Origin of the sequence: Burkholderia pseudomultivorans (genome assembly GCF_001718415.1) — a bacterium.
GTDB classification, from domain to species: domain Bacteria; phylum Pseudomonadota; class Gammaproteobacteria; order Burkholderiales; family Burkholderiaceae; genus Burkholderia; species Burkholderia pseudomultivorans_A.
Genome location: NZ_CP013378.1, coordinates 2,166,360 through 2,192,894 on the forward strand (window position 1 = coordinate 2,166,360; position 26,535 = coordinate 2,192,894).

Sequence of the window (26,535 nt, forward strand, 5' to 3'; positions counted from 1 at the left end):
GCCGCCGCCGGATAAAAAAACGCCAACCCGTGTGAACAGGTTGGCGTTCCGTGCAGCGGATGACCGGTATCAGAACTGGTTCATCGTGTTGTCCTTGCCCGCCGCCTTCAGCGCTGCTTCGCCGCTGAAGTATTCCTTGTGGTCGTCGCCGATATCCGAGCCGGACATGTTCTGGTGCTTGACGCACGCGATGCCCTGACGGATTTCCTTGCGCTGCACGCCGGCCACGTAACCGAGCATGCCCTGATCGCCGAAGTATTCCTTGGCCAGGTTGTCGGTCGACAGTGCGGCCGTGTGGTACGTCGGCAGCGTGATCAGGTGATGGAAGATCCCGGCTTCGCGCGACGCATCGGCCTGGAAGGTGCGGATCTTTTCGTCGGCGAGCGCGGCCAGCTCGGAGTCGTCGTATTCGACGCTCATCAGCCGCGCGCGGTCGTACGCCGACACATCCTTGCCCGCGGCCTTCATCGCGTCATAGGCCTGCTGACGGAAGTTCAGCGTCCAGTTGAACGACGGGCTGTTGTTGTACACGAGCTTCGCGTTCGGGATGACCTTGCGGATCTCGCTGACCATGCCGCCGATCTGCGCGATGTGCGGCTTTTCGGTTTCGATCCACAGCAGGTCGGCACCGTTTTGCAGCGCGGTGATGCAGTCCAGCACGCAGCGTGCCTCGCCCGTGCCGGCGCGGAACTGGAACAGGTTGCTCGGCAGGCGCTTCGGACGCAGCAGCTTGCCGTCGCGCTTGATGACGACGTCACCGTTGCCCAGCGCGTCCGCCGAGATCTCGTCGCAATCGAGGAACGAGTTGTACTGGTCGCCGAGGTCGCCCGGCTCGCGCGTCACGGCGATCTGCTTGGTCAGGCCGGCGCCCAGCGAGTCGGTGCGGGCGACGATGATGCCGTCGTCCACGCCCAGTTCCAGGAACGCGTAGCGGATCGCGCGGATCTTCGCGAGGAAGTCCTCGTGCGGCACGGTCACCTTGCCGTCCTGGTGGCCGCACTGCTTCTCGTCGGACACCTGGTTCTCGATCTGGATGCAGCATGCGCCCGCTTCGATGAACTGCTTGGCCAGCAGGTAGGTCGCCTCGGCGTTGCCGAAGCCCGCATCGATGTCGGCGATGATCGGCACGACGTGCGTGACGTGGTTGTCGATCTTTTCCTGGATCGCGGCCTTGGCGGCAGCGCCTTCGGCGGCATCCAGCTCGCGGAACAGGCCGCCCAGCTCACGGGCGTCGGCCTGGCGCAGGAACGTGTACAGCTCGCGGATCAGCGCGCTGACGGCGGTCTTTTCGTGCATCGACTGGTCCGGCAGCGGGCCGAACTCGGAGCGCAGCGCGGCGACCATCCAGCCGGACAGGTACAGATAACGGCGCTCGGTGCTGTTGAAGTGCTTCTTGATGGAGATCATCTTCTGCTGGCCGATGAAGCCGTGCCAGCAGCCCAGCGATTGCGTGTACTTGGACGGATCCGCATCGTAGGCGGCCATGTCGGCGCGCATGATCCCGGCCGTGTACCGGGCGATGTCCAGGCCCGTCTTGAACTTGTTCTGTGCGCGCATGCGGGCGGCGTACTCGGGATTGATCGCATCCCATGCGCTGCCGTGCGCTTCTTTCAAAGCGGCAATTGCCTTGATGTCGTCCTGATACTGGGCCATGTGAATCTCCTGAGAAGAAAGCGTGTTTGAGAACCGGATCGAGTGGACCGCCACGTCTGTCGCAGCGAACTGCATGACTGCATTGTATGGGCTTTTCGATGCATCGCGGCAATGTCTTATATAAGACATAGGACTAATTTGTTCTTTATTTTTCAACGAGATAGGTCGAGTCTGTCGCGATTTGGAACAGGCTTTCCAAAAAAGGCGCGGGCGCGGGGCGACGGAAATCCGGAGAGGGTTCCGTAATGTGAAACGATCTTTCGGGTGCTGAAGGCGGGGCGGGGCAAGCGTGGTTTTGCGCGACGATCGTCGAGGGGCGACTGTCGATGCGGGTTTCGACGGGCAGGTGTTCTGGCGCGCGGCGAGTCGACTCGTCGGCAGGGGAGGTATGCAAACCCGGGTGCGGCGGGTCTGGGCAACGACAGGCAGGAGGGGAGCCTGACCGGCGTGAGGTCAGGCGAGCCAGCCGGCAGTGCCGGCTGTGGCCTTCGCGGGAGTCAGGGAACGGCAGCGGCTGCGCGGAAGCGAGCGGCAGCGGCCGGGGGATCGGGTCGGGCGGAGCAAGCCGCTTTCCGGAAGCCCGATCGCTCTCGCTCTATATATATGCGGCGCGGAAAACGACGGCATACGGTCACGCACGCCGTCCCGCAACCGGGGGTCGATCGCAACGAGACGACCCGGTCCGGCCCAACGCCGCGTTACTTCAACGGCTTGTCGCCATCGGGTGCGGTCGACAGCATCCGCTCCACATACCGCGCAATCATGTCGACCTCGAGATTGACCTTGTCCCCGGCCTTCAGATGACGCAGCGTCGTGACCTCGACCGTATGCGGAATCAGGTTGATCGAGAATTCGGAGCCGTCCGCCAGATCCTCGACCGAATTCACGGTCAGGCTCACGCCGTTGACCGTGATCGAGCCCTTGTACGCGAGATAGCGGCCGAGCTCGCGCGGCGCGACGATGCGCAGTTCGTGCGATTCGCCGACCGGCGCGAAGCACGACACGGTGCCGAGCCCGTCGACGTGGCCCGACACGATATGGCCGCCGAGCCGGTCGTGTGCGCGCAGCGCCTTCTCGAGATTGACGTCGCCCGGCTCGGCGAGGCCGACCGTGCGGTTCAGGCTTTCGCGCGATACCTCGACGTCGAACGCGGCGTCGGTCTTTTCGATCACAGTCATGCACGCGCCCTGGATCGCGATGCTGTCGCCGAGCGCGACGTCGGCGAGGTCGAGTCCGCCGGCCTGCACGGACAGGCGCACACCCGCCTCGGGCGAAGCGCCGAGCGGCGTGATCGATTCGATGCGGCCGACGGCCGCGACAATTCCGGTAAACATCGTGACGATTCCGTTCAATGAGTGGCGGGGGGCGGCGCAAAACGCGCCAGGATCCGCAGATCGTCGCCGATCCGCTCGATCTGGTGAAACACGAGCCGCGTGCGCGCGTCGAGGTTCGCCGGCGCGGCGAGGTCGAACATGCCGGCCGCGTCGCCGCCGAGCAGGCTCGGCGCGAGATAGACGAGCAGTTCGTCGACGCACTGCTCGCGCAGCAGCGAGCCGTTCAGCTTGTGGCCAGCCTCGACATGCAGCTCGTTGATGCCGCGCGCGCCGAGCGTAGCCAGCATCGCGGGCAGGTCGACCTTGCCGTGCGCGTTCGCGAGCGGCACGATCTCCGCGCCGCGCGCCTTCAGTGCGGCCGCGCGCGCTTCGCCGGCGGCGTCGAGTTGGCCGCAGAAGATCAGCAGCGGCGCGCCTTCGAGCAGCCGCGCATCGAGCGGCAGCTCGAGCCGGCTGTCGACCAGCACGCGCTGCGGCTGGCGCGGCGTGTCGATGCCGCGCACGGTCAGCAGCGGGTTGTCCTCGCGTACGGTGCCGATGCCGGTGAGGATCGCGCACGCGCGCGCGCGCCATGCATGGCCGTCGAGGCGCGCGGCGTCGCCGGTGATCCACTGGCTTTCGCCGGACGGCAGCGCGGTGCGCCCGTCGAGCGTCGCGGCACTCTTCATCCGCACCCACGGGCGGCCGCGCGTCATGCGCGACACGAAGCCAATGTTCAGCTCGCCCGCTTCATGCGCGAGCAGCCCGCAGCGCACGTCGATGCCCGCGTCGCGCAACATGCCGAGACCGCGCCCCGACACCTGCGGATTCGGGTCTTCCATCGCGGCGACGACCTTCGCGACGCGCGCCTCGATCAGCGCGTTCGCGCACGGCGGCGTGCGGCCGAAATGACTGCACGGCTCGAGCGTCACGTAGACGGTCGAGCCCGCGACGTCGTGGCCGCGCGCGCGCGCATCCTTCAGCGCCTGCACTTCCGCGTGATCGTGGCCGGCCGGCTGCGTGTAGCCTTCGCCGATCACGTCGCCGCCCTTGACGATCACGCAGCCCACGCGCGGGTTCGGCGTGGTCGTATACATGCCGCGCGCCGCCAGCGCGAGCGCGCGCTGCATGTGGGCGAAGTCGATATCCGAGAACATGCGCGCGGACCCGGGTCAGGCGGCGAGTGCCGCGAACGCGCGGCGCGCGGCCGCGAGCGTCGCGTCGATCACCGCGTCGTCGTGCGTGCTCGACACGAAGCCGGCTTCGTACGCGGACGGCGCGAAGTAGACGCCTTCGTCGAGCATCAGGTGGAAGAAGCGGTTGAAGCGCTCGATGTCGCTCTTCGTGACTTCGGCGAAGCTGGTCGGCACGCGCTCGGCGAAGTACAGGCCGAACATCGCGCCGATCGAGTCGGCCGCGAACGGCACGCCGGCCGCGCGCGCTTCGGCCGCGAGGCCGTCGGCGAGGCGTTTCGTTTGCGCGGTGAGCGCGTCGTAGAAGCCGGGCGCCTGGATCAGCTGCAGCGTCTTCAGGCCGGCGGCGACCGCGATCGGGTTGCCCGACAGCGTGCCGGCCTGGTACACGCCGCCGAGCGGCGCGAGGTGGGCCATGATGTCGCGGCGGCCGCCGAACGCGGCAGCCGGCATCCCGCCGCCGATCACCTTGCCGAGGCAGGTGAGGTCGGCTGCGATCCCGTAGTGCGCCTGCGCGCCGCCGAGCGCGACGCGGAAGCCGCACATCACTTCGTCGAAGATCAGCACGGCGCCGTGCTTCGTGCACAGCGTGCGCAGCGCGTTCAGGAATTCCGGCGTGCCGCGCACGAGGTTCATGTTGCCGGCGACCGGCTCGACGATCACCGCGGCGATCTCGTCGCCGAACGCGCCGAACGCTTCTTCGAGCGCGGCGACGTTGTTGTATTCGAGGACGGTCGTGTGCTTGGCGATGTCGGCGGGCACGCCGGCCGAGGTCGGGTTGCCGAACGTCAGCAGGCCCGAGCCTGCCTTCACGAGCAGGCTGTCCGCGTGACCGTGGTAGCAGCCCTCGAACTTGACGATCCGGCTGCGGCCCGTGAAGCCGCGCGCGAGGCGCAGCGCGCTCATCGTGGCCTCGGTGCCGCTCGACACCATCCGCACCTGCTCGATCGACGGCACGAGCTTGCAGATTTCCTCGGCGATCTCGATCTCGGCTTCGGTCGGCGCACCGAACGAGAAGCCGTCGGCGAGCACCTTCTGCACGGCGTCGAGCACGTCCGGATGGACGTGGCCGACGATCATCGGGCCCCACGAGCCGATGTAGTCGATGTACTGCTTGCCGTCGGCGTCCCAGAAGTACGGGCCTTGCGCGCGCGCGACGAAGCGCGGGGTGCCGCCGACCGAACGGAACGCGCGCACCGGCGAATTGACGCCGCCGGGAATGGTCTTCTGGGCGCGTTCGAAGAGGATCTGATTGTTGGACATGAGCGAAACCTGCGAGAGAACGGCGCGGGGCCTGTGCACGGGCCGGCGCCTGGGCGGAACGATCGTCCGATTGTACCGGAGACGCGCGCGGCGGGCCCGTGGGCGGGGTTGCGGCCTTTCGGCGCGTACGGGATTGGCCGGCGGCCCACTCGCGCCGTCGTGGAAAAGCTGATGCGACCCGTTTATTTCTGCGTGTGTCGCGGCGGCTTGCGGCGGCCGCCGGTCAGCTCGGCCCAGCGCTTCTCGAGCGGGCCTTCGACCATCGGCTTGATCGACGTGCCGGACGTCTGCGCGTCCCAGGTCTGTACCGAATACGGATGCACGCGCAGCGCGTCGCGCGGGATCACGACGTCCTGATGGCCGTCGACGAGCCAGTCGTACACGAAGTCGATGCAGAGCCGGTAGCCGCGTTTGGTCGTCGGATCGGGCACTTCATAGGGCGCGCGCGTCACGTAGCCCGAGCCGAACACGCCTTTCGGCTCCTTCGCGACGCGATGCAGGAACACGCGGTCGCCGGGCAGGATGCTGCGCGCGAAGCCGCAGCCCCACACGTCGTGCACGGCCTCGCCGGCCTTCACGCGCGCGGCGACGTCGGGCAGTTCGGGCCACGGCCATTTCTTGGGGCTCCAGATCAGCAGGAAGGCGGTCATCGGTTCGCTCGCGCGGCGGATTGTTCAGACAAGGGAAGCAAGCTTAATCGAATCCGCGCGCGATCGCGTGCGGCGTGCCGCACCGGTTGCGCAAACAAGTTGCGCGTACAATCATGAGCCTGATCGCGCCGCCTTGGACGGCGCGTCGCGTCTTCACCGCCACGCGCGCCCCGATGCGCGCGGGCCTCACCCCCGGATTCCCATGTCACACGCTGTCCGGCGCCGGCCCGATGCCCGGCTGATCCTGTTGCTCGGTGCGCTCGCCGCCTGCGGGCCGATCGCCACCGACATGTACCTGCCGAGCCTGCCGTCGATCGCCGACGGCTTCTCGGTCAGCCCCGGCGCCGCGCAGCGCACGCTGACGAGCTTTATGGCCGGCTTCTCGATCGGCATGCTGCTGTACGGCCCGCTGTCCGACACCTGGGGCCGCCGCCCCGTGCTGCTCGGCGGCATCGCGCTGTTTACACTCGCGAGCGTCGGCTGTTTCGTCGCAGGCTCGATCGACATGCTGATTCTCGTGCGCTTCCTGCAGGCGCTCGGCGCGGGCGCGGCGTCGGTGCTCGCGCGCGCGATCGCGCGCGACGCGCACGAGCCGACCGACGCGGCGAAGGTGCTGTCGATGGTCGCGATCGTCACCGCGGTCGGCCCGCTGCTCGCGCCGCTGATCGGCGGCCAGATCCTGCGTTTCGCCGGCTGGCGCGGCGTGTTCGTCGTGCTCGCCGCGTTCGGCGCGCTGTGCGCGGCGGCCGCGTACCTGCGCGTGCCCGAGACCTGGCCGAAGGAGCGGCGCAAGAGCGCGGCCGTGCTCGCGTCGTTCGCGGCGTACGGGCGCATCCTGTCCGATCCGGTCGCGTGGGGCCACATGCTGTGCGGCGGGATGGCGTTCGCGTCGATGTTCTCGTACATCACCGCGACGCCGTTCGTGTACATCGAATATTTCCACGTGTCGCCGCAGCACTACGGGCTGCTGTTCGGGCTGAACGTCGTCGGCATCATGATCGGCAACTTCGCGAACACGCGGCTGGTCGGCCGCCTCGGCTCGCTGCGGATCATCGCGGCCGCGTCGCTGGTGAGCTGCATCGCGTCGCTCGCGGTCGCGCTCGTCGCGCTGACGGGGTGGGGCGGCCTGTGGTCGATCGTCGTGTGCCTGTTCTTCGTGGTCGGCGTGGTCGGGATCCTGTCCGCGAACTGCACGACCGACCTGATGCATCGCTATCCGCACAACGCGGGCGCGTCGGCGGCCGTGTTCGGTGCGATGCAGCTCGCGCTCGGCGCGCTGGCGAGCGTCGCGATCGGTGCGCTCGCGGACGGCACGCCGTTCGCGATGGGCGTCACGATCGGCGTGTCGGGCGTGCTGTGTTTCGTCGGGCGCGTGCTCGTGCTGCGCTGGCACGGCCGGCCGGTGAAAGCGGGCGCCTGAACCGGCGTCGGCCGCTTGGCCGAAGCAAACACGCCACCGTGCGCGATGCGTCGGTGGCGTTTTATTTGGCGGCGCGCACCGCCGACAAAAAAGCCGCCGGGCGCGACACCCGGCGGCATGCGTGCGATGCGAACCGAGCCCGCGTGCTCAGTCGCGCGTGACGTCCTTCACCACCGGCGATGCGCCGTGGCTCAGCCAGTCGAGCACGTCGGCGGTTTCGTCGTCGCTCGCGCGCGCCTTCGCCTGCGCGACCGCTTCGGACAGTTCGCCGTTCGGCGACGCGCGGCGGATCGCGACGCCGACCGCCAGGATGTCGATCATCAGCAGATGCAGGATCCGCGAGATCATCGACAGCTGCGATTCGCGCATCTCGATGTGATCGGTTTCGAGCGCGACGGTCGCGCGCTTCGCGAGCGGCGTATTGCTCGACGTGATCGCGATCACCTTGGCGCCGGCCTGCATCGCGACGTCGAGCACGCGCAGCAGCTCGGGCGCGCGCCCGGACTTCGACACCGCGACGATCACGTCGCCCTTGCCGAGCAGCGCGGCCGACGCGGCCTGCATGTACAGGTCGCCGTACGCGATGGTCGGGATCCCGAAGCGGAAGAACTTGTAGTGCGCGTCCTGCGCGACGATGTTCGAGTTGCCGAGCCCGTAGAACTCGATGCGCCGCGCGCCGTTGAGCGTCTCGATCGCATTCTCGACATGCTCGAAGTTCAGGTGCTCGCGCAGCTGCAGGATCGCGGAGACCGTGTTGTCGAGCACCTTCGCGCCGAAGTCGGTGGCCGTGTCGCCGAGATGCACCTGGCTGTGGCTCATCGGAATCGTGCCGGTGAGGCCCGTCGCGAGCTTCAGCTTGAAGTCGGACAGCCCCTGGCAGCCGAGCGAGCGGCAGAAGCGGATCACGGTCGGCTGGCTGACGTCGGCCTTGCGCGCGATGTCGACGATCGGGTCGTTGATGATCGAGCGCGGGTGGTTCAGCGCGAGATCGGCGACGCGGCGCTCGGCCGGCGTGAGCGCATCGCGCATCTGGCGGATCCGCTCGAACACGGCCGAAGACGCGCCGCCGGAGCGGTTCGACAACTGCTCCGCGAGGATCGCCGACACGCCGAGGAAGGCCGGATACTCGGCCGTGATCAGGTAGGTCGGGATGTTCGCGAGATACGCTTCGAAGCGGCCCTTCGCCTCGAAGCGCGCGCGGAACGGCGAGCGCGTGAACAGCTCGCCGAGTTTCAGCGCGACGCCGCCGCCGATATAGACGCCGCCGAGCGCGCCGAGCGTCACCGCGATATTGCCGGCGAACGTGCCGAGAATCGCGCAGAAGCAGTCGACCGCCTCGAGCGCGAGCGCGTCGCCCGCATGCGCGCGCTCGACGATCTCGGCCGTGTCGACGGTCGCGGCGACGCGCTTCTTGTCGCGCGCGGCGAGCGCGCGATAGACGATCTCCATGCCGGGGCCCGCGCACACGCGCTCGAACGACACGTGCGGAAACTTCTTGCGCGCGTACTGCAGCACCAGATCCTCGCGCTCGTCCTGCGGCGCGAACGATGCGTGGCCGCCTTCGCTGCCGAGCGCGATCCAGCGGTCGTCGGCGGGAATCAGCCCCGAGACGCCGAGCCCGGTGCCGGGCCCGAGCAGGCCGATCACGCTGTTCTGGCGGCGCGTGCCGCCGCCGATCTGCACGCGCTGCGCGTCGGTCAGGCCCGGCAGCGCCATCGCGAGCGCGGTGAAATCGTTGACGACCAGCAGCGTGTCGAAGCCGAGCGCGCGGCGCGTCGCCTCGATCGAGAAGCTCCAGTCGTGATTGGTCATCGTGACCTGGTCGCCGTCGACCGGGTTCGCGATCGCGATCGCCGCGTGGTTCACGCGGCTGATCTTCACGTCCTTCAGATACTTGCGGATCGCGTCGGTGATCGTCGGATAGTCGGCGCCGGGATAGACGCGGATCTGCGTGATCTCGCCCGGCCCGGTCTCCAGCGCGAAGCGCGCGTTGGTGCCGCCGACGTCCGCGAGCAGGCGCGGGCCGTCGGCATGCTGACCCGCGACGACGGCCTTACTTTGCGCACCAGTAGACATCGAGCTTGGTCCCCTTGTCGTTGGCCAGTTGGGAAATCGCGTTCTTCTGCAGCGTGGCTGCCGCGGCGTCGAGGACGTCGCGCTTGCGGCTGCCCGCGATCAGCAGGAACAGGTGCCGGACGCGCTTGAGCGCATCGAGCGAGTAGCTCACGCGCGCGTGCGGCGCGGCGCCCGGATGCACCGCGACGAAGCGCTCGGACGTCGCGATCGCGTGATCCCATTCGGGCGCGTCCGCGAAGATCGACGCGGTGTGGCCGTCCTCGCCCATGCCGAGCACCGCGACGTCCGGCACGCGATAGTCGGGGTTCGCGTTCAGCGCGGCAACCTGCGCGTCGAGCGTGGTGCGCGTGTCGACGAGCGGCAGGAAGCGGGCAGGGGCCGCCGCGTGCTGCAGCAGCGTGTCGCGCACGAGCTGCGCGTTGCTGGCCGCGTCATGTTCCGGCACCCAGCGGTCGTCGACCAGCGTGACGTCGACGCCGGCCCAGTCGAGCGCCGCGTGCGACAGCGTTTGCAGGAACGGGCGCGGGCTGGTGCCGCCGGACACCGCGAGCGTCGGCCGCGCGGGGCCGGCGAGCGCGGTGCGCAGCGCGTCGCCGACGGCGCGCGCGAGCGCTTCGCTTTGCGCTTCCTGGGTGTCGAAAGCGTGGATCTCGATCACATCTCCTCCGGACTGCTTTGTCTGTTCAAATCGTACGAATCGTGGGGCGTGCGGCCGTGCGCGTTCGGGCGCGCGGCCGCGGCGGCAACACCTCAGTTCTCTTCCTCGAGCCAGCACGTGCCGTGCTGCGCGAGCATCGCGCTCGCCGCGGCCGGCCCCCACGTCCCCGCCGCGTACGGCTTCGGCGGCTTCAGCGAGCGCGCCCATTCGTTCAGGATCGGCTCGACCCACTGCCACGCGGCTTCCTGCTCGTCGCGCCGCACGAACAGCGCGAGACGGCCGTTGATCACGTCGAGCAGCAGGCGCTGGTACGCCTCCATCTGCCCTTCCTTGAAGAACTGGTCGAACGCGAGGTCGAGGTGCACGCTCGCAAGATTCATCCCTTCGCCGGGCTGCTTCGCGAGACAGTACAGGCGGATCGTCTCGTTCGGCTGCAGGCGGATCACGAGGCGGTTCGAGCCGGGCCGCAGCGCGGTCGGCCCGAGCGCCGAGTGCGGCACCGGACGGAAGTTGACGACGATCTCCGCGACGCGGTCCGCGAGCCGCTTGCCGGTGCGCAGGAAAAACGGCACGCCGGCCCAGCGCCAGTTCTCGATCTCGGCCTTCAGCGCGACGAAGGTCTCGGTCTGGCTGTCGGGCTTCACGCCCGGCTCGGTCGCGTAGGCCGGCACCTGCGCGCCCTTGATCACGCCCGCATGATACTGGCCGCGCACCGCGACCTTGCCGATGTCGCGCGGATCGACCGGCTTCAGCGCCCGCAGCACGCGCAGCTTCTCGTCGCGCACCGAGTCGGAGTCCATCGAATGCGGCGGCTCCATCGCGACGATCGACAGCAGTTGCAGCAGGTGGTTCTGCACCATGTCGCGCAGCGCGCCCGTATTGTCGTAGAAATCGCCGCGCGCCTCGACGCCGAGCTCCTCGGCGATCGTGATCTGGATGCTCTCGACCCATTCGCGGCGCCACAGCGGCTCGAACAGCGCATTGCCGAAGCGCAGCGCGAGCAGGTTCTGTACCGGTTCCTTGCCGAGGTAGTGGTCGATCCGGTAGATCTGGCCTTCCGCGAAGATCTCGCCGACCGCGTCGTTGATCGCGGTCGACGAACGCAGGTCGTAGCCGAGCGGCTTCTCGAGCACGATGCGCGAGCCTTCGTTCAGGCCGACCGACGCGAGCGCCTTGCAGATCGGCACAAAGAGCGACGGGCCCGTCGCCAGGTAGAACACGCGGATGCCGGGCAGCGACGCGATCGCGTCGCGCAGCACGACGTAATCCTCCGCGCGGCCGAGATCGAGCTGCACGTATTCGATGCGATCGAGGAAGGACTTCCACGCGGCTTCGTCGAAGGCCTTGCCGGCCGCCTTTGCCGCGTGCGGCTTCACATGCGTGTCGACCCATTCGAGATAGCCGGCGCGATCCGATTCGTGTCGCGCGACGGCGATGATCCGGCCGCCTTCCGCGAGCATCTGCGCGCGGTGCGCTTCGAACAGCGCGGGCAGGATCTTGCGCATCGACAGATCGCCGGTGCCGCCGAAAAGTACGAAGGTGAAGCTGGAATCGGTATGCATGTGTCTCCGCCCGGTTTGAAGTAGCTGGGAAGCGATCCGTAGTGCGATAAAAATATTTTTGACACTGATTTGTAGTTTAACTACAATTCGCCGAAACGGGTAGCACCCGGACGAAGAAAAAATGAAGCGCGGCCGATGCAACGCGCGAGCTTCGTCGCCGGGAACGCCTTGTGCCGAATGTTATCGGACATTGACGGCGCGCATCGTTCGCGCGCCGCCGGCCCCCGGGCTCGTGCCGCACCGCGGCGAGCCAGAAACACAAAGAGGAGACACGCAGTTGAATCTCAAGTCACGCTTTCTGTAAGAGCCCGGCCGGTCATCGGCCCCGTGCGCGACACGCGTCTCGCGGCTCGATTTCCCCGTCGTCGTCAAGAAGCCGTTCCCGGTGAGGGAACTTCACGAGTTGATTCAGTCTGGAGGAGATAGGTAATGAAAGTTCGCTCGATCATGGGTGCGCTGTGCGCCGCAGGTCTGATGGCAGGCGCCGCGGCCGCGCAGGCGGCCGAGAATGTGACGGTGCTGCACTGGTGGACCTCGGGCGGCGAGTCGAAGGCCGTCGGCGTGCTGAAGGACGACATGCAGAAGGAAGGCTACGTCTGGAAGGACTTCGCGGTCGCGGGCGGCGCCGGCGCGGCGGCGATGACCGCGCTGAAGACCAAGGTGATCAGCGGCGACGCACCGTCGGCCGCGCAGATCAAGGGTCCGCTGATCCAGGACTGGGCCGACCAGGGCGTGCTCGTCAACATCGATTCCGTGGCGGGCGACTGGAAGCAGAACCTGCCGCCTGAAATCGACAAGATCATGAAGTACAAGGGCCACTACGTCGCCGCGCCGTTCTCGGTGCACCGCGTGAACTGGCTGTACATCAACAAGGCCGCGCTCGACAAGGTCGGCGCGAAGGTGCCGACCACCTGGCCGGAGTTCTTCGCGGTCGCCGACAAGCTGAAGGCCGCGGGCATCCAGCCGGTCGCGATGGGCGGCCAGCCGTGGCAGGACCTGACGCTGTGGGAAGACGTCGTGCTGTCGCAGGGCCCGGCCTTCTACAAGAAGGCGCTCGTCGATCTCGACCAGGCCACGCTGACGTCGCCGCAGATGGTGTCGGTGTTCGACACGGTGCGCAAGATCCAGGGCTACTTCGACGCGGGCCGCAACGGCCGCGACTGGAACCTCGCGACCGCGATGGTGATCAACGGCAAGGCTGGCATGCAGTTCATGGGCGACTGGGCGAAGGGCGAGTTCGAGAACGCGGGCAAGAAGGCGGGCAAGGACTACATCTGCGCGCCGGTGCCGGGCACGACCAATGCCTATACGTTCAACGTCGACTCGTTCGTGTTCTTCCAGCAGAAGGGCCAGAAGGCCGCGACGCCGGGCCAGCTCGCGCTCGCGAAGACGATCATGACGCCGGACTTCCAGGAGCAGTTCAGCCTGCTGAAGGGCTCGATCCCCGTCCGCCTCGGCGTGAAGATGGACAAGTACGACGACTGCGCGAAGAAGTCGTACGCCGACGAGCAGACCGCGATCAAGTCGGGCGGCTACGTGCCGTCGCTCGCGCACGGGATGGCGCAGGGCGATGCAACGGCCGGCGCGATCACCGACGTCGTCACGAAGTTCATGAACTCGCAGCAGGATTCGAAGAGCGCGGTCGCCGCGCTCGCGCGAGCCGCGAAGGTGAAGTAACGCGCGACAGGCGCCCGGCCGGCAGCGCTGGATCGGCCGGGCGTTCCTGCATGTGCAGCAAACGGGCGCGCCTGCGGGCCCGTGCCGTGTCCGGCGCCGGCTTCGGCCTGCGCCGCCCTCGTTCCAGGAGTCGAATCAAGTGGCTGCCCCTCTTAGCGGAAACGGATCCGGCGCTGCCGACGCGCGGCGCACGTCGCCGATGTCGGCGCTCGCCGATCGCTGGATTCCGAAGCTCGTGCTTGCGCCGAGCGTCGCGATCGCCTTAGTGTTCATCTACGGCTTCATCCTGATTACCGGCTATCTGTCGCTGACCAATTCGCGACTGTTGCCGAACTACGAATTCGACGGCTTCGGCCGTTACACGGACCTGTTCCAGAACGACGTGTGGTGGACTTCCGCCGCGAACCTCGGCTGGTTCGGGATTCCGTTCATCGCGATCTGCGTCGCGCTCGGGCTGTTCCTCGCGATCCTGCTCGACCAGAAGATCCGCAACGAAGGCGCGCTGCGCGCGATCTTCCTGTATCCGATGGCGCTGTCGTTCATCGTCACGGGCACCGCGTGGCAGTGGATCCTGAACCCGGGCCTCGGCCTCGAGAAGGTGATGCACGACTGGGGCTGGACGAGCTTCTCGTTCGGCTGGCTCGACGATCCGGACAAGGCGATCTTCTGCGTGGTGATCGCGGCCGTGTGGCAGTCGACCGGCTTCGTGATGGCGCTGTTCCTCGCGGGGCTGCGCGGCGTCGACGCGGAGATCTTCAAGGCCGCGCAGGTCGACGGCGCGACGCTGCCGACCATCTACCGCAAGATCGTGATCCCGAGCATGCGCCCGGTGTTCTTCTCGGTGCTGCTGATCCTCTGCCACATCACGATCAAGACCTTCGACCTCGTCGTCGCGCTGACGGCCGGCGGCCCCGGTACGTCGTCGTCGCTGCCGGCGATGTTCATGTACACGTTTTCGTTCAACCGCGGCCAGCTGGGCCTGGGCGCGGCGTCGTCGGTGATGATGCTGGCGACCGTGGTCGCGGTGCTCGTGCCGCTGATGTATATGGAATCGAGGAGCACGCGCAATGCAGCCTAAGATGACCATCAGCCGGGCGGTGATCTACGCGGCATTGATCCTGTTCGCGCTGTACTTCCTGTTCCCGATCTACGTGATGCTGTCGACGTCGTTCAAGGATCTCGACCAGCTGCGCACCGGCAACCTGCTGACGCCGCCGACGCACTGGACCTTCGCGCCGTGGGTGAAGGCGTGGAGCGAGGCCTGCACCGGCGTGCGCTGCGACGGGATGAAGCCGTTCTTCCTGAACTCGATCCAGATGGTGATTCCGGCCGTGCTGATCTCGTCGCTGATCGGCGCGTTCAACGGCTACGTGCTCACGCACTGGCGCTTTCGCGGCGCGGACGCGCTGTTCACGATGATGCTGGTCGGCTGCTTCATTCCGTTCCAGGTGATCCTGCTGCCGATGGCGCGGCTGCAGGGCATGTTCGGGCTCGCGAATACGATCCCCGGCCTCGTGTTCGTGCACGTCGTGTACGGGATCGCGTTCACGACGATGTTCTTCCGCAACTTCTACGTGAGCGTGCCGGCCGAGCTCGTGAAGGCCGCGCGGATCGACGGCGCGGGCTTCTTCACGATCTTCACGAAGATCCTGCTGCCGGTGTCGCTGCCGATCTTCATGGTGTGCCTGATCTGGCAGTTCACGCAGATCTGGAACGACTTCCTGTTCGGGATCGTGTTCTCCGGCGTCGACTCGATGCCGATCACGGTCGCGCTGAACAACCTCGTCAACACGTCGACGGGCGTGAAGGAATACAACGTCGACATGGCCGGCGCGATCATCGCCGCGCTGCCGACGCTGCTCGTCTACGTGATCGCCGGCCGCTACTTCGTGCGCGGGCTGACGGCGGGCGCGGTGAAGGGCTGAAGACGACGACCGAGCTGCCGCGCGGCTGACGCGCGGCGCATCGAAACGAACCGGACGCGGCGCGGGATGCGCGCCGAACCTTGCACGGACCGGAGCGCGCGCAGCGCGCTTCGGCCGACACCAGAGACAGAGGATTCACAGCATGGCAAGCCTTTCCATCCGTGACGTGTACAAGACCTACCCGAACGGGGTGCCGGTCCTGAAGGGTGTCGACATCGACATCGAGGACGGCCAGTTCCTGATTCTCGTCGGCGGCTCGGGCTGCGGGAAGTCGACGCTGCTCAACATGATCGCCGGGCTCGAGACCGTCACGAGCGGCGAGATCCGCATCGACGGCAAGGTCGTCAACGACCTGTCGCCGAAGGACCGCGACATCGCGATGGTGTTCCAGTCGTACGCGCTGTACCCGTCGATGACGGTGCGCGACAACATCTCGTTCGGCCTGAACATCCGCAAGGTGCCGAAGAACGAGCAGCAGCAGATCGTCGATCGCGTGTCGCAGATGCTGCAGATCCAGCACCTGCTCGATCGCAAGCCGGGCCAGCTGTCGGGCGGCCAGCGCCAGCGCGTCGCGATGGGCCGTGCGCTCGCGCGCGACCCGGCGCTGTTCCTGTTCGACGAGCCGCTGTCGAACCTCGACGCGAAGCTGCGCATCGAGATGCGCGCGGAAATCAAGCTGCTGCATCAGCGCCTCGGCACGACGATCGTCTACGTGACGCACGACCAGATCGAGGCGATGACGCTCGGCGACCGGATCGCGGTGATGAAGGACGGCGTGGTCCAGCAATTCGGCGCGCCGCAGGAGATCTACGACTCGCCGTCGAACCTGTTCGTCGCGGGCTTCATCGGCGCGCCGCCGATGAACTTCATCAACGGCAAGCTGGTCGAGCAGGGCAGCGGGATCGCGCTCGAGATCGACACGGGCCTCGCGCGCAGCGCGCTGAACCTGCCGTTCGACGCGGCGAAGCTGAAGTCGCACGTCGGCCGCGAAGTGATTCTCGGCCTGCGTCCGGAGCGCATCACCGACGCGCGCAGCGCACACAACGGCGAGGCGTCGCGACTGCAGCCGGTCGACGTGCGCGTCGACGTGACCGAGCCGACCGGCCCGGACACGCACGTGTTCGCGCAGGTGAACGGCAAGCGCATCGTGAGCCGCGTGCATCCGGCCGCGAACCCGCAGCCGGGGCAGACGCAGTCGCTGCTGTTCGACGTGTCGAAGGCCGTGCTGTTCGATCCGGCGTCGGAAGAGCGGATCGCGTGATGTGAATCGGCTTTGGGGATATCGGCGATGCGTCCGAGGCGTATTCGATCGGGACGCTCGTCGGTTGACCCTGGCTCCGGTGGCGGCGCTGGCTTCGCTATGATGGCGGCGTCCTTCGCCGATGCACCGGGAAGAGGTCGCGATCAGGGACTCGGCTGCGACAGGAAATACGAACCAATCGCGTGCAGCACGGGAATGAACAGCAGGCACACGAAGACGGCCGGAAAATAGAACTTCGACTCGCGCACCCGGGAAAACAGGCCCGCTACGGCGACGAACAGGCAAACAAGCGCGAGCGTGCCGAACAGGTCGCTGTCCGCGATTACCGAAAAGAATGGCCGCATGTCCGCACCTCGACTACCGGTTGAATTCGGCGAAATTCCAGCGATATAGCTGGAACTGCCTCAGAAAGTCCTGGGCTTCTGCGCCCGTCGAGTCGTTTCTGTAGTCCCACTCGTTTCCCGTTCGTTTGTCCGCGCCGGGCAGAACCTAGCACGGTGCCGCGATCGGCGGAAGCAATTCGCAAACAACCGTGAACAGCGTCGCATACGAAACGGGGCCGTCGAAACGGCCCCGCGCATTTCAGGTGGAAATGACCTCAGTGCGGCAGCCGCACGTCGAACTTGAACGTGACAAGCCGCGCGACGAGCGTGAAGCCGGTCGCGAGCAGCACGCTGTACACCGAGTCGAACTGCAGCCACACGAGCAGCAGGTAGAGCCAGCAGCCGACGAACGCGCAGGTCGCGTACGGTCGCGAGTCGCGCAGGATCAGCGGGATGTCGTTGCACAGCACGTCGCGGATGATCCCGCCGACCACACCGGTGATCACGCCCATCATCACGGCGATGAAGCGCGGCATCTCCGCTTCGAGTGCAATCGCGGTACCTGAAATGCTGAAGATCCCGAGCCCGATCGCATCGGCGACGAGCAGCACGCGCTCGGCCGACAGCCGCGACAGCATGCGCAGCACGAACGGCGCGAACAGCGCGAGCACGAAGATCGCGATCACGTAGTCGTCGTGCACGACCCAGTAGAACGGCCGGCGTTCGAGCAGGATGTCGCGCAGCGTGCCGCCGCCGAATGCGGTGGCCAGCGCGACGACGAACGTGCCGACCGAGTCGAGGCGGTTCTTGCGCGCCTCGATGAAACCCGAAATCGCGAACGCGAGCGTGGCGATTGCCTCGAGGATCGCGATCGCGAGCGTCAGCCTAGGATGCGGCACGCGGCCCCCGCTCGCCGGGCGCCGCGAGCGGCTGCAGCAGCACGAGCACCGCGCCTGCACCGCCGTCGTGGCCGCGCGCCTCGCAGAACGCGATCACTTCTTCCTTCTGCACGAGCCACGCGCGCACCTTGCCCTTCAGCACCGGTTCCTTGCCGATCGAGCCGAGTCCCTTGCCGTGGATCACGCGCAGGCAGCGCAGCCCTTTCTTGCCGGCTTCGCGGATGAATTCGGCCAGCGCGTCGCGCGCCTCGTCGCGCCGCATCCCGTGCAGGTCGAGCTGCGCCTGCACGATCCATGCGCCGCTTCGGAGCTTGCGCACGACGTCGCGGCTCACGCCGGGGCGGTGGTAGTACAGCGACTCGTCGCTGTCGAGCAGCGTCTCCGGGTCGAATTCGTCGGACAGCTCCGCGTTCAGCACCGCTTCCTCGTCGCGCTGCGTCTGCTTCGGCACGGGATCGGGCGGCGTGCGGCCGGACGCGGCGCGCGGCGGCGCGTTCAGCGGCTGGATCGCGCCAATCTCGTTGCGAAACAGGTTCGCGTCGGCCTCGGCCTGGCGCGCGGCCTTCGCGGTTTCGACGCGCGCGCGCTCGCGGCGCTCGGCTTCGCCTTGCAGCGTCTTGCGCAACGCGCCGAGCGCGGCGAGGCCCTGGCCGCGCAGCGCGGCAGGATCGGCGGCGCGCGGCGGCGCGGCGGGCGCGGGGTTCGCGGGACGGGCGGCGATCTGCCGCTTCGCGGGATCGCTCGGATGGGGCTGGTTCTTCGCCATGATTCGGTCGCAGGGCAGGCGCGTTCGGGCGCGCGGGCACAAAAAAGCCGCTGCGCGACGGCAGCGGCTCCGGCCAGGCCTGCTTCGCGGCAGCGGACGCCATTGTAGCGCCCGGCGCGAACAGGTTCGGCTTACTTCTTGTCGTGCAGGCTTTCGAGGTAGCGCTGCGCGTCGAGCGCGGCCATGCAGCCCGTGCCGGCGCTCGTGATCGCCTGGCGATACACGTTGTCCTGCACGTCGCCCGCGGCGAACACGCCCGGCACGCTCGTCGAGGTCGCGTTGCCGTGCAGGCCGCTCTTCGTCAGGATGTAGCCGTCCTTCATCTCGAGCTGGCCCTGGAACAGGTCGGTGTTCGGCTTGTGGCCGATCGCGACGAACAGGCCCTGCACCGCGATGTCTTCGGTCGCGCCGGTCTTCACGTTCTTGATGCGCAGGCCCGTGACGCCCGAATCCTCGCCGGTCACTTCGTCGAGCACGCTGTCCCACTTGATCTCGACCACGCCTTCCTTCTGCTTCTCCAGCAGGCGGTCGATCAGGATCGGTTCCGCGCGGAACTTGTCGCGGCGGTGGATCACCGTGACCTTCTTCGCGATGCCCGTCAGGTAGAGCGCTTCCTCGACGGCCGTGTTGCCGCCGCCGACCACCGCGACTTCCTGGCCGCGATAGAAGAAGCCGTCGCAGGTCGCGCAGGCCGACACGCCCTTGCCCATGAACGCTTCCTCGGACGGCAGGCCGAGATACTGCGCGGACGCGCCGGTCGCGATGATCAGCGAGTCGCACGTGTATTCGCCCGAGTCGCCGATCAGGCGGATCGGCTGCTCGTGCAGCTTCGCGGTGTGGATGTGATCGAACACGATCTCGGTGTTGAAGCGCTCCGCGTGCGCGAGGAAGCGCGCCATCAGTTCCGGGCCCTGCACGCCGTTCGCGTCCGCCGGCCAGTTTTCGACGTCGGTCGTGGTCATCAGCTGGCCGCCTTGCGCGATGCCGGTGATCAGCACCGGGGACAGGTTGGCGCGGGCTGCATAGACGGCGGCCGTATAGCCGGCGGGGCCGGAACCGAGAATCAGGACTTTGGCGTGTTTGGGCGTGGACATGTGCGAAATCCGTAAAAGGCGGCCGTGGCGGGCGGGGTAGGGCTCGCCGGCGGTCGGTGTGACCGGGATGCCGTCATAGATGGGTATCAGACGCGCATTATAAAGGCCCCGTTGCTGCGTTGCCGAACGAGAGTTTCAATCGCGGCGATAGCGTCGGGGTTTCTGGCGGGACCGACCGCGCCGGCAAGGCGCAGCAGACGGCACCGGCGCCCAGCGCGATCGCGCGGCCTCGCGCGGCGCGTTGCCGCAGGCGTCGGCGCGGCCGTCCGGCCGGTTCGGCAGTGCGGCCCGCAGATGTAACCGTCATTTACACTTGGGCGACCGATGCAGCGTTTACAATAAGCGGGATCGAACGACAGGCGGGCGCGCGGCATGCGCGGCCCGTTCTCTTTATACGGATTCATGGCAAAAGCTCCTTATTCCGCTCAGGCACAGGCGTTGCCGCACCGGATGTCGAAGCTCCTCACGGAGATCCGCTGGATTCTCCAGGTCGCGCTGTGCGCGTTTCTGGTGATGGCCCTGCTGAGCTACAGCCGGCGCGACCCGAGCTGGACGCATGCCGCGCAGGTGGACCACATCTCGAACTGGGCCGGCCGCGTCGGCGCATGGACGGCCGACATCATCCTGCTGCTGTTCGGCCTGTCGGCCTACTGGCTGATCGTGCCGCTCGCGCGGCGCATCGCGGTCAACTATCGCCGCATCACGCGCCACGAGGCGCTCGCCGAAGAGCCCGAGCGGCCGATCGGCTGGCTCACCGAGATCCTCGCGTTCGTGCTGGTCGTGCTCGCGTGCGACGGCATCGAGGCGCTGCGGATGTGGTCGCTGAAGGTGCAGCTGCCGCGCGCGCCGGGCGGCGTCGTCGGCGAGGCCGTCGCGGGCGCGGTGTCGCACGCGCTGGGCTTCACGGGCGGCACGCTCGCGCTGCTGATCGCGCTGGCGATCGGCCTGTCGCTGTATTTCCGTTTCTCGTGGCTGTCGGTGTCCGAGCGCGTCGGCGGCGCGATCCTGTCCGCCGTCAACGTCGCGAAGCTGCGCCGCGAGGCCGAGCGCGACCGCCGTCTCGGCGAGGCCGCGGCCGTGCGCCGCGAAGGCAAGGTCGAGGAAGAGCGCGTGCGCATCGAGGATCACGAGCCCGTGACCATCGTGCCGCCGGTCGTCACGCCGACGAAGTCCGAGCGCGTCGAGCGCGAGCGCCAGGTGCCGCTGTTTACCGACCTGCCCGGCGATTCGACGCTGCCGCCGGTGTCGCTGCTCGATCCCGCGCCGAAGGCGCAGGAGGCGATCTCGGCCGATACGCTCGAATTCACGTCGCGGCTGATCGAGAAGAAGCTGAAGGACTTCGGCGTCGAGGCAAGCGTCGTCGCCGCGTATCCGGGCCCGGTCGTCACGCGCTACGAGATCGAGCCGGCCACCGGCGTGAAGGGCAGCCAGATCGTCAACCTCGCGAAGGATCTCGCACGTTCGCTGTCGCTCGTGTCGATCCGCGTCGTCGAGACGATTCCGGGCAAGAACTACATGGCGCTCGAACTGCCGAACCAGCGCCGCCAGACGGTGCACCTGTCCGAGATCATCGGTTCCGAGGTCTACGCGGCCGCGTCGTCGGCGCTGACGCTGAGCCTCGGCAAGGACATCGGCGGCAAGCCGGTGTGCGCGGATCTCGCGAAGATGCCGCACCTGCTGGTCGCCGGCACGACCGGTTCGGGCAAGTCGGTCGGGATCAACGCGATGATCCTGTCGCTGCTGTACAAGGCGACCGCCGAGCAGGTGCGCCTGATCCTGATCGATCCGAAGATGCTCGAAATGAGCGTCTACGAAGGCATTCCGCACCTGCTGTGCCCGGTCGTCACCGACATGCGCCAGGCCGGCCATGCGCTGAACTGGACCGTCGCGGAGATGGAGCGCCGCTACAAGCTGATGAGCAAGCTCGGCGTGCGCAATCTTGCCGGCTACAACAACAAGATCGACGACGCGGCCAAGCGCGAGGAGAAGATCCCGAACCCGTTCAGCCTGACGCCGGACGATCCGGAGCCGCTCGGCCGGCTGCCGAACATCGTCGTCGTGATCGACGAACTGGCCGACCTGATGATGGTCGTCGGCAAGAAGGTCGAGGAGCTGATCGCGCGGATCGCCCAGAAGGCGCGCGCGGCCGGCATCCACCTGATCCTCGCGACGCAGCGTCCGTCGGTCGACGTGATCACCGGCCTGATCAAGGCGAACGTGCCGACGCGGATCGCGTTCCAGGTGTCGTCGAAGATCGACTCGCGCACGATTCTCGACCAGATGGGCGCCGAATCGCTGCTCGGGATGGGCGACATGCTGTACCTGCCGCCGGGCACCGGCCTGCCGGTGCGCGTGCACGGCGCGTTCGTCGCCGACGACGAGGTGCATCGCGTCGTCGAGAAGCTCAAGGAGCAGGGCGAGCCGAACTATGTCGAGGGCCTGCTCGAAGGCGGCACCGCCGACGGCGACGAGGGCTCGGCCGGCGCGGGAACCGGCGAAGGCGGCGGCGAGTCTGATCCGCTGTACGACCAGGCGGTCGAGATCGTCATCAAGAACCGCCGCGCGTCGATCTCGCTCGTGCAGCGCCATCTGCGGATCGGCTATAACCGCGCGGCGCGGCTGCTCGAGCAGATGGAGCAGTCGGGGCTCGTATCGGCGATGTCGTCGAGCGGCAACCGCGAAATTCTTGTGCCGGTGCGCGACGCGGAATGAGTCCGCGGCGCTCGCGGCGCCGGCCATCCAGGGAGAAAACCGCAATATGCAGCAACATTCGTTCGCAATGTCCCTTCGTTCGACGCGGCGCTGGTTCGGCGCGGCGCTGGCCGGCGCATCGCTGATGCTTGCGGCGACGCATGCGTTCGCGAGCGGCACCGAGCAGCTGAGGGCCTTCGTGTCGCAGGTGCGCGCGGCGAAGGGCGAGTTCACGCAGCAGATCGTCAAGGCGCCGAGCAAGGGCGCGAGCGCCGCGCAGGCCGCGCCGAAGCCGAACGACAACTCGAGCGGCACCTTCGTGTTCTCGCGTCCGGGCAAGTTCATCTGGACGTACCAGAAGCCGTATCAGCAGGTGCTGCAGGCCGACGGCGACAAGCTGTACGTCTACGACCGCGACCTGAACCAGGTCACCGAGCGCAAGCTGAACGGCGCGCTTGGCGCGAGCCCGGCCGCGATCCTGTTCGGCAGCAACGACCTCGACAAGAACTACACGCTGCGCGATGCCGGCGAGAAGGGCGGCATCGACTGGCTCGAGATGCTGCCGAAGGCGCAGGACACGCAGTTCCAGCGGATCGGCATCGGCTTCAGGAACGGCACGCTCGCCGCGATGGAACTGCACGACGTGTTCGGCAACGTCACGCTGCTGACGTTTACGAACATTCAGACCAATCCGCCGCTGAAGGCCGATACCTTCAAGTTCGTCGTGCCGAAGGGCGCCGACGTGATCAACGGCTGACCCGCGCCGCACGGCGCGTTGTCCCGACGGGCCTGCCGGCAACGGCAGGCCCGTGTTGTTTGGGGGCGTCGGGCACCAGGCGTCGGGCACTCGGCACCGGCCGCGGCGGCGTCATCGCGCGGCTGTCATAATGTCGGGTCCGGCGGCTGCGTTCGGCCGCTACCGTTTGAAGTGGAGCGAGGGTTCATGTCCGACCTGTTTCAAGTCGAGCCGCGCCGTCCGCTCGCCGAGGCGCTGCGGCCGAAGACGCTCGCCGAGGTGATCGGCCAGACGCATTTGCTGGGCGAAGGCAAGCCGCTGCGGCTCGCGTTCGAATCGGGCAAGCCGCATTCGATGATCCTGTGGGGGCCGCCCGGCGTCGGCAAGACGACGCTCGCGCGGCTCACCGCGCTCGCGTTCGACTGCGAGTTCATCGCGCTGTCCGCGGTGCTCGGCGGCGTGAAGGACATCCGCGAGGCGATGGAGCAGGCGAACGACACGCTGAACCGCACCGGCCGCCACACGATCCTGTTCGTCGACGAGATCCATCGCTTCAACAAGGGGCAGCAGGATGCGCTGCTGCCGTTCGTCGAGTCGGGGCTCGTGACCTTCATCGGCGCGACCACCGAGAACCCGAGCTTCGAGGTGAATTCGGCGCTGCTGTCGCGGGCGCAGGTGTACGTGCTGCAGTCGCTGAACGACGACGAGATGCGCCAGCTGCTCAGGCGCGCGCAGGAGATCGCGCTCGACGGCCTCGCCTTCGACGACAAGGCGGTCGACACGCTGGTCGGCTATGCGGACGGCGACGCGCGGCGCTTCCTGAACCTGCTGGAACAGGCGCAGACGGCGGCTGCGTCGGCCGGCGTGACGACGATCGACGCCGATTTCGTCAGCAGCGCGATGACGCTGAATGCACGGCGCTTCGACAAGGGCGGCGACAATTTCTACGACCAGATCTCGGCGCTGCACAAGTCGGTGCGCGGATCGAGCCCGGACGGCGCGCTGTACTGGTTCTGCCGGATGATCGACGGCGGCGCGGACCCGAAGTATCTCGCGCGCCGGATCGTGCGGATGGCGTGGGAGGACATCGGCCTGGCCGACCCGCGCGCGATGCAGATGGCGAACGACGCGGCCGAGACCTACGAGCGGCTCGGCTCGCCGGAAGGCGAGCTCGCGCTCGGGCAGGCGGTGATCTATCTCGCGTGCGCGGCGAAGAGCAATGCCGGCTACAACGCGTTCAACCAGGCGATGGCGTTCGTCAAGCAGGACAAGTCGCGCGAGGTGCCCGTGCATCTGCGCAATGCGCCGACCAAGCTGATGAAGGAGCTCGGCTACGGCCACGCGTACCGCTACGCGCACGACGAGCCGAACGCCTATGCGGCCGGCGAGACGTACCTGCCGGACGGCATGCGCGAGCCGCGCTGGTACAAGCCGGTGCCGCGCGGGCTCGAATCGAAGATCGCGGACAAGCTTGCGTGGCTGCGCGAACTCGATCGCGAGGCGGGCAAGAAGGACTAGCGCGCGGCGTTCCGTCTGCGGCGCAGCCGGTTCGCCGCCGCCGTGGCGGCACCCGCAGGATTGAGCGACGGTTCGCGCGTCAGCGTTTGCGGCCCGGCTGCTTCTTCCAGTAGCCGAACGGTTCCTCGTGGCACTCGATGTCGAGTTCGGCGATACGCGCATGCAGGCGCTCCTGCGCATCGGCGATCGCGATGTTGTAGATCGCCGGCGCGATTTCCTCGACGAAGAAGTGCAGCAGCGCGCCGGCCTGGATGTTGCCGATCGGCTCGTCCATGTTTTCGGTGAAATAGCGTTGCAGCGACGCGATCGCACGGTCGCGCACGTCCTTGTCCAGTTCGATGGCCATCGGGTTCCCTGTTCGTCGGTCGGCGCGCGCGGGCCCGGTACGCCGGAGCCGCGCCACGCCGCTTGCCGGTGGACGAAACGTGCACCGGCAGTGCGATACTGCCATGACCGGTGCTTTTCCGGCATCGTCCGTCGGGCCGACGCGTTGGCGGCCGCGCCGTGCGTTAGAATTCCCGTCTTACACAACGATTTTCCAAGTCCTCCCATGCTCGACATCCAGTTGCTGCGCAAAGACCTCGACGGCGTCGCCAAGCGCCTCGCCGATCGCGGCTACACCCTCGACGTCGCCGCGTTCTCCGCCCTCGAAGCGGAACGCCGCGCGATCCAGACCCGTACCGAAGAGCTCCAGGCCCGCCGCAACAGCCTGTCGAAGCAGATCGGCGCGATGAAGGGGAAGGGCGAGGACACGTCGGCCGTGATGGCCGAGGTCGGCGGGATCGGCGACGAGATGAAGGCGTCGGCCACCCAGCTCGACGAAATCCAGCAGCGCCTGTCCGACCTGATGCTCGGCATGCCGAACATCGCGCACGAGAGCGTGCCGGTCGGCAAGGACGAAACCGACAACGTCGAGGTGCGCCGCTGGGGCACGCCGCGCCAGTTCGATTTCGACGTGAAGGATCACGTCGACGTCGGCACGCCGCTCGGCCTCGATTTCGAGACGGGCGCGAAGCTCGCCGGCGCGCGCTTCACGATGCTGCGCGGCCCGATCGCGCGCCTGCACCGCGCGCTCGCGCAGTTCATGCTCGACACGCACACGCAGCAGCACGGCTACAGCGAGACGTACACGCCGTACATCGTGAACCCGGAGATCCTCTACGGCACCGGCCAGCTGCCGAAGTTCGCGGACGACATGTTCCGCGTCGAGAAGGGCGGTGCGGAAAACACGGTCACGCAATACCTGATCTCGACCTCCGAGATCTCGCTGACGAACACCGTGCGCGACTCGATCGTCGAGGCGTCGGCGCTGCCGATCAAGCTGACCGCGCATTCGCCGTGCTTCCGTTCCGAAGCCGGCTCGTACGGTCGCGATACGCGCGGGATGATCCGCCAGCACCAGTTCGACAAGGTCGAGATGGTGCAGGTCGTCGCGCCGGAAACGTCGTACGCGGCGCTCGACGAGATGGTCGGCCATGCGGAAGCGATCCTGCAGAAGCTCGGCCTGCCGTACCGCGTGATCACGCTCTGCACGGGCGACATGGGGTTCTCGGCCGCGAAGACGTTCGATCTCGAAGTGTGGCTGCCCGCGCAGAACACCTACCGCGAGATCTCGAGCTGCTCGAACACCGAGGCGTTCCAGGCGCGCCGGATGCAGGCGCGCTTCCGCAACACGCAGGGCAAGCCGGAACTCGTGCATACGCTGAACGGTTCCGGCCTCGCGGTCGGCCGCACGCTGGTCGCGGTGCTGGAGAACTACCAGAACGCCGATGGTTCGGTCACGGTGCCCGAGGCGCTGCGTCCGTACATGGGCGGCATGGAGCGCATCGACGCGCCGGCACAGGCGTCGTAAGCGCC

Annotated in this window: 22 protein-coding genes; 9 read left to right on the forward strand and 13 right to left on the reverse strand. The window is 67.5% G+C overall.

The annotated features are described in order from the left end of the window. Positions 1-69: 69 nt before the first annotated feature. The 5 genes from WS57_RS22340 to WS57_RS22360 all read right to left on the reverse strand — a co-directional run bounded on the left by WS57_RS22340 (position 70) and on the right by WS57_RS22360 (position 6,072). Positions 70-1,653, reverse strand: coding sequence for an isocitrate lyase (locus tag WS57_RS22340; protein ID WP_059518014.1), 1,584 nt, complete (start codon positions 1,651-1,653; stop codon positions 70-72). Between the two features lie 698 nt (positions 1,654-2,351). Continuing rightward, on the reverse strand, positions 2,352-2,987 hold the full coding sequence (locus WS57_RS22345; protein ID WP_069244866.1) for a riboflavin synthase: 636 nt from the start codon (positions 2,985-2,987) through the stop codon (positions 2,352-2,354). Positions 2,988-3,001: 14 nt separating this feature from the next. Next, positions 3,002-4,123 (reverse strand): bifunctional diaminohydroxyphosphoribosylaminopyrimidine deaminase/5-amino-6-(5-phosphoribosylamino)uracil reductase RibD, encoded by a 1,122-nt coding sequence (gene ribD / locus WS57_RS22350; protein WP_069244867.1) that lies wholly within the window; start codon positions 4,121-4,123, stop codon positions 3,002-3,004. Between the two features lie 15 nt (positions 4,124-4,138). Further along, entirely contained in the window at positions 4,139-5,422 is a 1,284-nt protein-coding gene (gene hemL, locus WS57_RS22355; RefSeq protein ID WP_059518012.1) for a glutamate-1-semialdehyde 2,1-aminomutase, read from the reverse strand. Positions 5,423-5,604: 182 nt separating this feature from the next. Then, positions 5,605-6,072 (reverse strand): hypothetical protein, encoded by a 468-nt coding sequence (locus tag WS57_RS22360; RefSeq protein ID WP_059518010.1) that lies wholly within the window; start codon positions 6,070-6,072, stop codon positions 5,605-5,607. Positions 6,073-6,274: 202 nt separating this feature from the next. On the opposite strand from WS57_RS22360, the gene WS57_RS22365 reads away from it, so the two are divergent. Then, positions 6,275-7,492, forward strand: a complete 1,218-nt coding sequence (locus tag WS57_RS22365; RefSeq protein ID WP_040126841.1) for a Bcr/CflA family multidrug efflux MFS transporter — start codon at positions 6,275-6,277, stop codon at positions 7,490-7,492. Between the two features lie 147 nt (positions 7,493-7,639). On the opposite strand, the gene WS57_RS22370 is transcribed toward WS57_RS22365, so the two are convergent. The 3 genes from WS57_RS22370 to zwf all read right to left on the reverse strand — a co-directional run bounded on the left by WS57_RS22370 (position 7,640) and on the right by zwf (position 11,788). Then, the gene (locus WS57_RS22370; protein ID WP_040126842.1) at positions 7,640-9,568 is read right to left on the reverse strand and encodes a bifunctional transcriptional regulator/glucokinase; all 1,929 of its coding nucleotides are present in this window, start codon (positions 9,566-9,568) and stop codon (positions 7,640-7,642) included. Beyond that, on the reverse strand, positions 9,546-10,226 hold the full coding sequence (pgl, locus tag WS57_RS22375; protein ID WP_059518008.1) for a 6-phosphogluconolactonase: 681 nt from the start codon (positions 10,224-10,226) through the stop codon (positions 9,546-9,548). Before pgl ends, WS57_RS22370 begins: the two co-directional genes overlap by 23 nt. 92 nt (positions 10,227-10,318) lie before the next feature. Further along, positions 10,319-11,788 (reverse strand): glucose-6-phosphate dehydrogenase, encoded by a 1,470-nt coding sequence (gene zwf, locus WS57_RS22380; protein ID WP_059518006.1) that lies wholly within the window; start codon positions 11,786-11,788, stop codon positions 10,319-10,321. A 429-nt stretch (positions 11,789-12,217) separates the two neighbouring features. Between zwf and WS57_RS22385 the strand changes: the two genes are divergently transcribed. The 4 genes from WS57_RS22385 to WS57_RS22400 all read left to right on the forward strand — a co-directional run bounded on the left by WS57_RS22385 (position 12,218) and on the right by WS57_RS22400 (position 16,651). Then, positions 12,218-13,465 carry an ABC transporter substrate-binding protein gene (locus WS57_RS22385; RefSeq protein ID WP_009692581.1) on the forward strand — a complete coding sequence of 416 codons (1,248 nt, stop codon included), beginning with the start codon at positions 12,218-12,220 and terminating at the stop codon, positions 13,463-13,465. A gap of 139 nt (positions 13,466-13,604) precedes the next feature. Then, positions 13,605-14,543 (forward strand): carbohydrate ABC transporter permease, encoded by a 939-nt coding sequence (locus WS57_RS22390; RefSeq protein ID WP_009692580.1) that lies wholly within the window; start codon positions 13,605-13,607, stop codon positions 14,541-14,543. After that, positions 14,533-15,390, forward strand: coding sequence for a carbohydrate ABC transporter permease (locus tag WS57_RS22395; RefSeq protein ID WP_009692579.1), 858 nt, complete (start codon positions 14,533-14,535; stop codon positions 15,388-15,390). The genes WS57_RS22390 and WS57_RS22395 overlap by 11 nt, the downstream gene beginning before the upstream one ends. 142 nt (positions 15,391-15,532) lie before the next feature. After that, positions 15,533-16,651: an ABC transporter ATP-binding protein gene (locus tag WS57_RS22400; protein WP_040126846.1), complete on the forward strand. Its 1,119-nt coding sequence runs from the start codon at positions 15,533-15,535 to the stop codon at positions 16,649-16,651. A 143-nt stretch (positions 16,652-16,794) separates the two neighbouring features. Here the strand turns inward: WS57_RS22400 and WS57_RS22405 are convergent, their stop codons facing one another. The 4 genes from WS57_RS22405 to trxB all read right to left on the reverse strand — a co-directional run bounded on the left by WS57_RS22405 (position 16,795) and on the right by trxB (position 19,733). Then, entirely contained in the window at positions 16,795-16,995 is a 201-nt protein-coding gene (locus WS57_RS22405) for a hypothetical protein (protein ID WP_040126847.1), read from the reverse strand. A gap of 254 nt (positions 16,996-17,249) precedes the next feature. Beyond that, complete coding sequence (locus tag WS57_RS22410) at positions 17,250-17,873, reverse strand: trimeric intracellular cation channel family protein (RefSeq protein WP_009687335.1); 624 nt, start codon at positions 17,871-17,873, stop codon at positions 17,250-17,252. Further along, positions 17,860-18,639 carry a Smr/MutS family protein gene (locus WS57_RS22415; RefSeq protein ID WP_069244868.1) on the reverse strand — a complete coding sequence of 260 codons (780 nt, stop codon included), beginning with the start codon at positions 18,637-18,639 and terminating at the stop codon, positions 17,860-17,862. The genes WS57_RS22410 and WS57_RS22415 overlap by 14 nt, the downstream gene beginning before the upstream one ends. Before the next feature lie 131 nt (positions 18,640-18,770). Then, positions 18,771-19,733: a thioredoxin-disulfide reductase gene (gene trxB, locus WS57_RS22420; protein WP_009689886.1), complete on the reverse strand. Its 963-nt coding sequence runs from the start codon at positions 19,731-19,733 to the stop codon at positions 18,771-18,773. A gap of 402 nt (positions 19,734-20,135) precedes the next feature. On the opposite strand from trxB, the gene WS57_RS22425 reads away from it, so the two are divergent. The 3 genes from WS57_RS22425 to WS57_RS22435 all read left to right on the forward strand — a co-directional run bounded on the left by WS57_RS22425 (position 20,136) and on the right by WS57_RS22435 (position 24,678). Next, complete coding sequence (locus WS57_RS22425) at positions 20,136-22,445, forward strand: DNA translocase FtsK (protein WP_060252957.1); 2,310 nt, start codon at positions 20,136-20,138, stop codon at positions 22,443-22,445. A gap of 46 nt (positions 22,446-22,491) precedes the next feature. Next, positions 22,492-23,181, forward strand: a complete 690-nt coding sequence (gene lolA / locus WS57_RS22430; RefSeq protein ID WP_009688223.1) for an outer membrane lipoprotein chaperone LolA — start codon at positions 22,492-22,494, stop codon at positions 23,179-23,181. 186 nt (positions 23,182-23,367) lie between these two features. Beyond that, positions 23,368-24,678: a replication-associated recombination protein A gene (locus tag WS57_RS22435; protein WP_069244869.1), complete on the forward strand. Its 1,311-nt coding sequence runs from the start codon at positions 23,368-23,370 to the stop codon at positions 24,676-24,678. Between the two features lie 79 nt (positions 24,679-24,757). On the opposite strand, the gene WS57_RS22440 is transcribed toward WS57_RS22435, so the two are convergent. Next, entirely contained in the window at positions 24,758-25,024 is a 267-nt protein-coding gene (locus WS57_RS22440; protein ID WP_009688220.1) for a DUF2164 domain-containing protein, read from the reverse strand. 204 nt (positions 25,025-25,228) lie between these two features. Between WS57_RS22440 and serS the strand changes: the two genes are divergently transcribed. After that, a complete protein-coding gene (serS, locus tag WS57_RS22445; protein WP_059518001.1) occupies positions 25,229-26,530 on the forward strand; it encodes a serine--tRNA ligase in 1,302 nt (433 codons plus the stop codon). Positions 26,531-26,535: the final 5 nt, after the last annotated feature.

Excerpts from the sequence above, each read along its gene's own strand:
- WS57_RS22415 (WP_069244868.1), bottom strand. The coding sequence starts at position 18,639 with ATGGCGAAGAACCAGCCCCATCCGAGCGATCCCGCGAAGCGGCAGATC.
- WS57_RS22405 (WP_040126847.1), bottom strand. The coding sequence starts at position 16,995 with ATGCGGCCATTCTTTTCGGTAATCGCGGACAGCGACCTGTTCGGCACG.
- WS57_RS22435 (WP_069244869.1), top strand. The coding sequence starts at position 23,368 with ATGTCCGACCTGTTTCAAGTCGAGCCGCGCCGTCCGCTCGCCGAGGCG.
- lolA (WP_009688223.1), top strand. The coding sequence starts at position 22,492 with ATGCAGCAACATTCGTTCGCAATGTCCCTTCGTTCGACGCGGCGCTGG.
- zwf (WP_059518006.1), bottom strand. The coding sequence starts at position 11,788 with ATGCATACCGATTCCAGCTTCACCTTCGTACTTTTCGGCGGCACCGGC.
- ribD (WP_069244867.1), bottom strand. The coding sequence starts at position 4,123 with ATGTTCTCGGATATCGACTTCGCCCACATGCAGCGCGCGCTCGCGCTG.
- WS57_RS22395 (WP_009692579.1), top strand. The coding sequence starts at position 14,533 with ATGCAGCCTAAGATGACCATCAGCCGGGCGGTGATCTACGCGGCATTG.
- serS (WP_059518001.1), top strand. The coding sequence starts at position 25,229 with ATGCTCGACATCCAGTTGCTGCGCAAAGACCTCGACGGCGTCGCCAAG.
- WS57_RS22425 (WP_060252957.1), top strand. The coding sequence starts at position 20,136 with ATGGCAAAAGCTCCTTATTCCGCTCAGGCACAGGCGTTGCCGCACCGG.
- WS57_RS22345 (WP_069244866.1), bottom strand. The coding sequence starts at position 2,987 with ATGTTTACCGGAATTGTCGCGGCCGTCGGCCGCATCGAATCGATCACG.
- WS57_RS22340 (WP_059518014.1), bottom strand. The coding sequence starts at position 1,653 with ATGGCCCAGTATCAGGACGACATCAAGGCAATTGCCGCTTTGAAAGAA.
- WS57_RS22385 (WP_009692581.1), top strand. The coding sequence starts at position 12,218 with ATGAAAGTTCGCTCGATCATGGGTGCGCTGTGCGCCGCAGGTCTGATG.
- WS57_RS22365 (WP_040126841.1), top strand. The coding sequence starts at position 6,275 with ATGTCACACGCTGTCCGGCGCCGGCCCGATGCCCGGCTGATCCTGTTG.
- hemL (WP_059518012.1), bottom strand. The coding sequence starts at position 5,422 with ATGTCCAACAATCAGATCCTCTTCGAACGCGCCCAGAAGACCATTCCC.
- WS57_RS22400 (WP_040126846.1), top strand. The coding sequence starts at position 15,533 with ATGGCAAGCCTTTCCATCCGTGACGTGTACAAGACCTACCCGAACGGG.
- trxB (WP_009689886.1), bottom strand. The coding sequence starts at position 19,733 with ATGTCCACGCCCAAACACGCCAAAGTCCTGATTCTCGGTTCCGGCCCC.
- WS57_RS22360 (WP_059518010.1), bottom strand. The coding sequence starts at position 6,072 with ATGACCGCCTTCCTGCTGATCTGGAGCCCCAAGAAATGGCCGTGGCCC.
- WS57_RS22440 (WP_009688220.1), bottom strand. The coding sequence starts at position 25,024 with ATGGCCATCGAACTGGACAAGGACGTGCGCGACCGTGCGATCGCGTCG.
- WS57_RS22370 (WP_040126842.1), bottom strand. The coding sequence starts at position 9,568 with ATGTCTACTGGTGCGCAAAGTAAGGCCGTCGTCGCGGGTCAGCATGCC.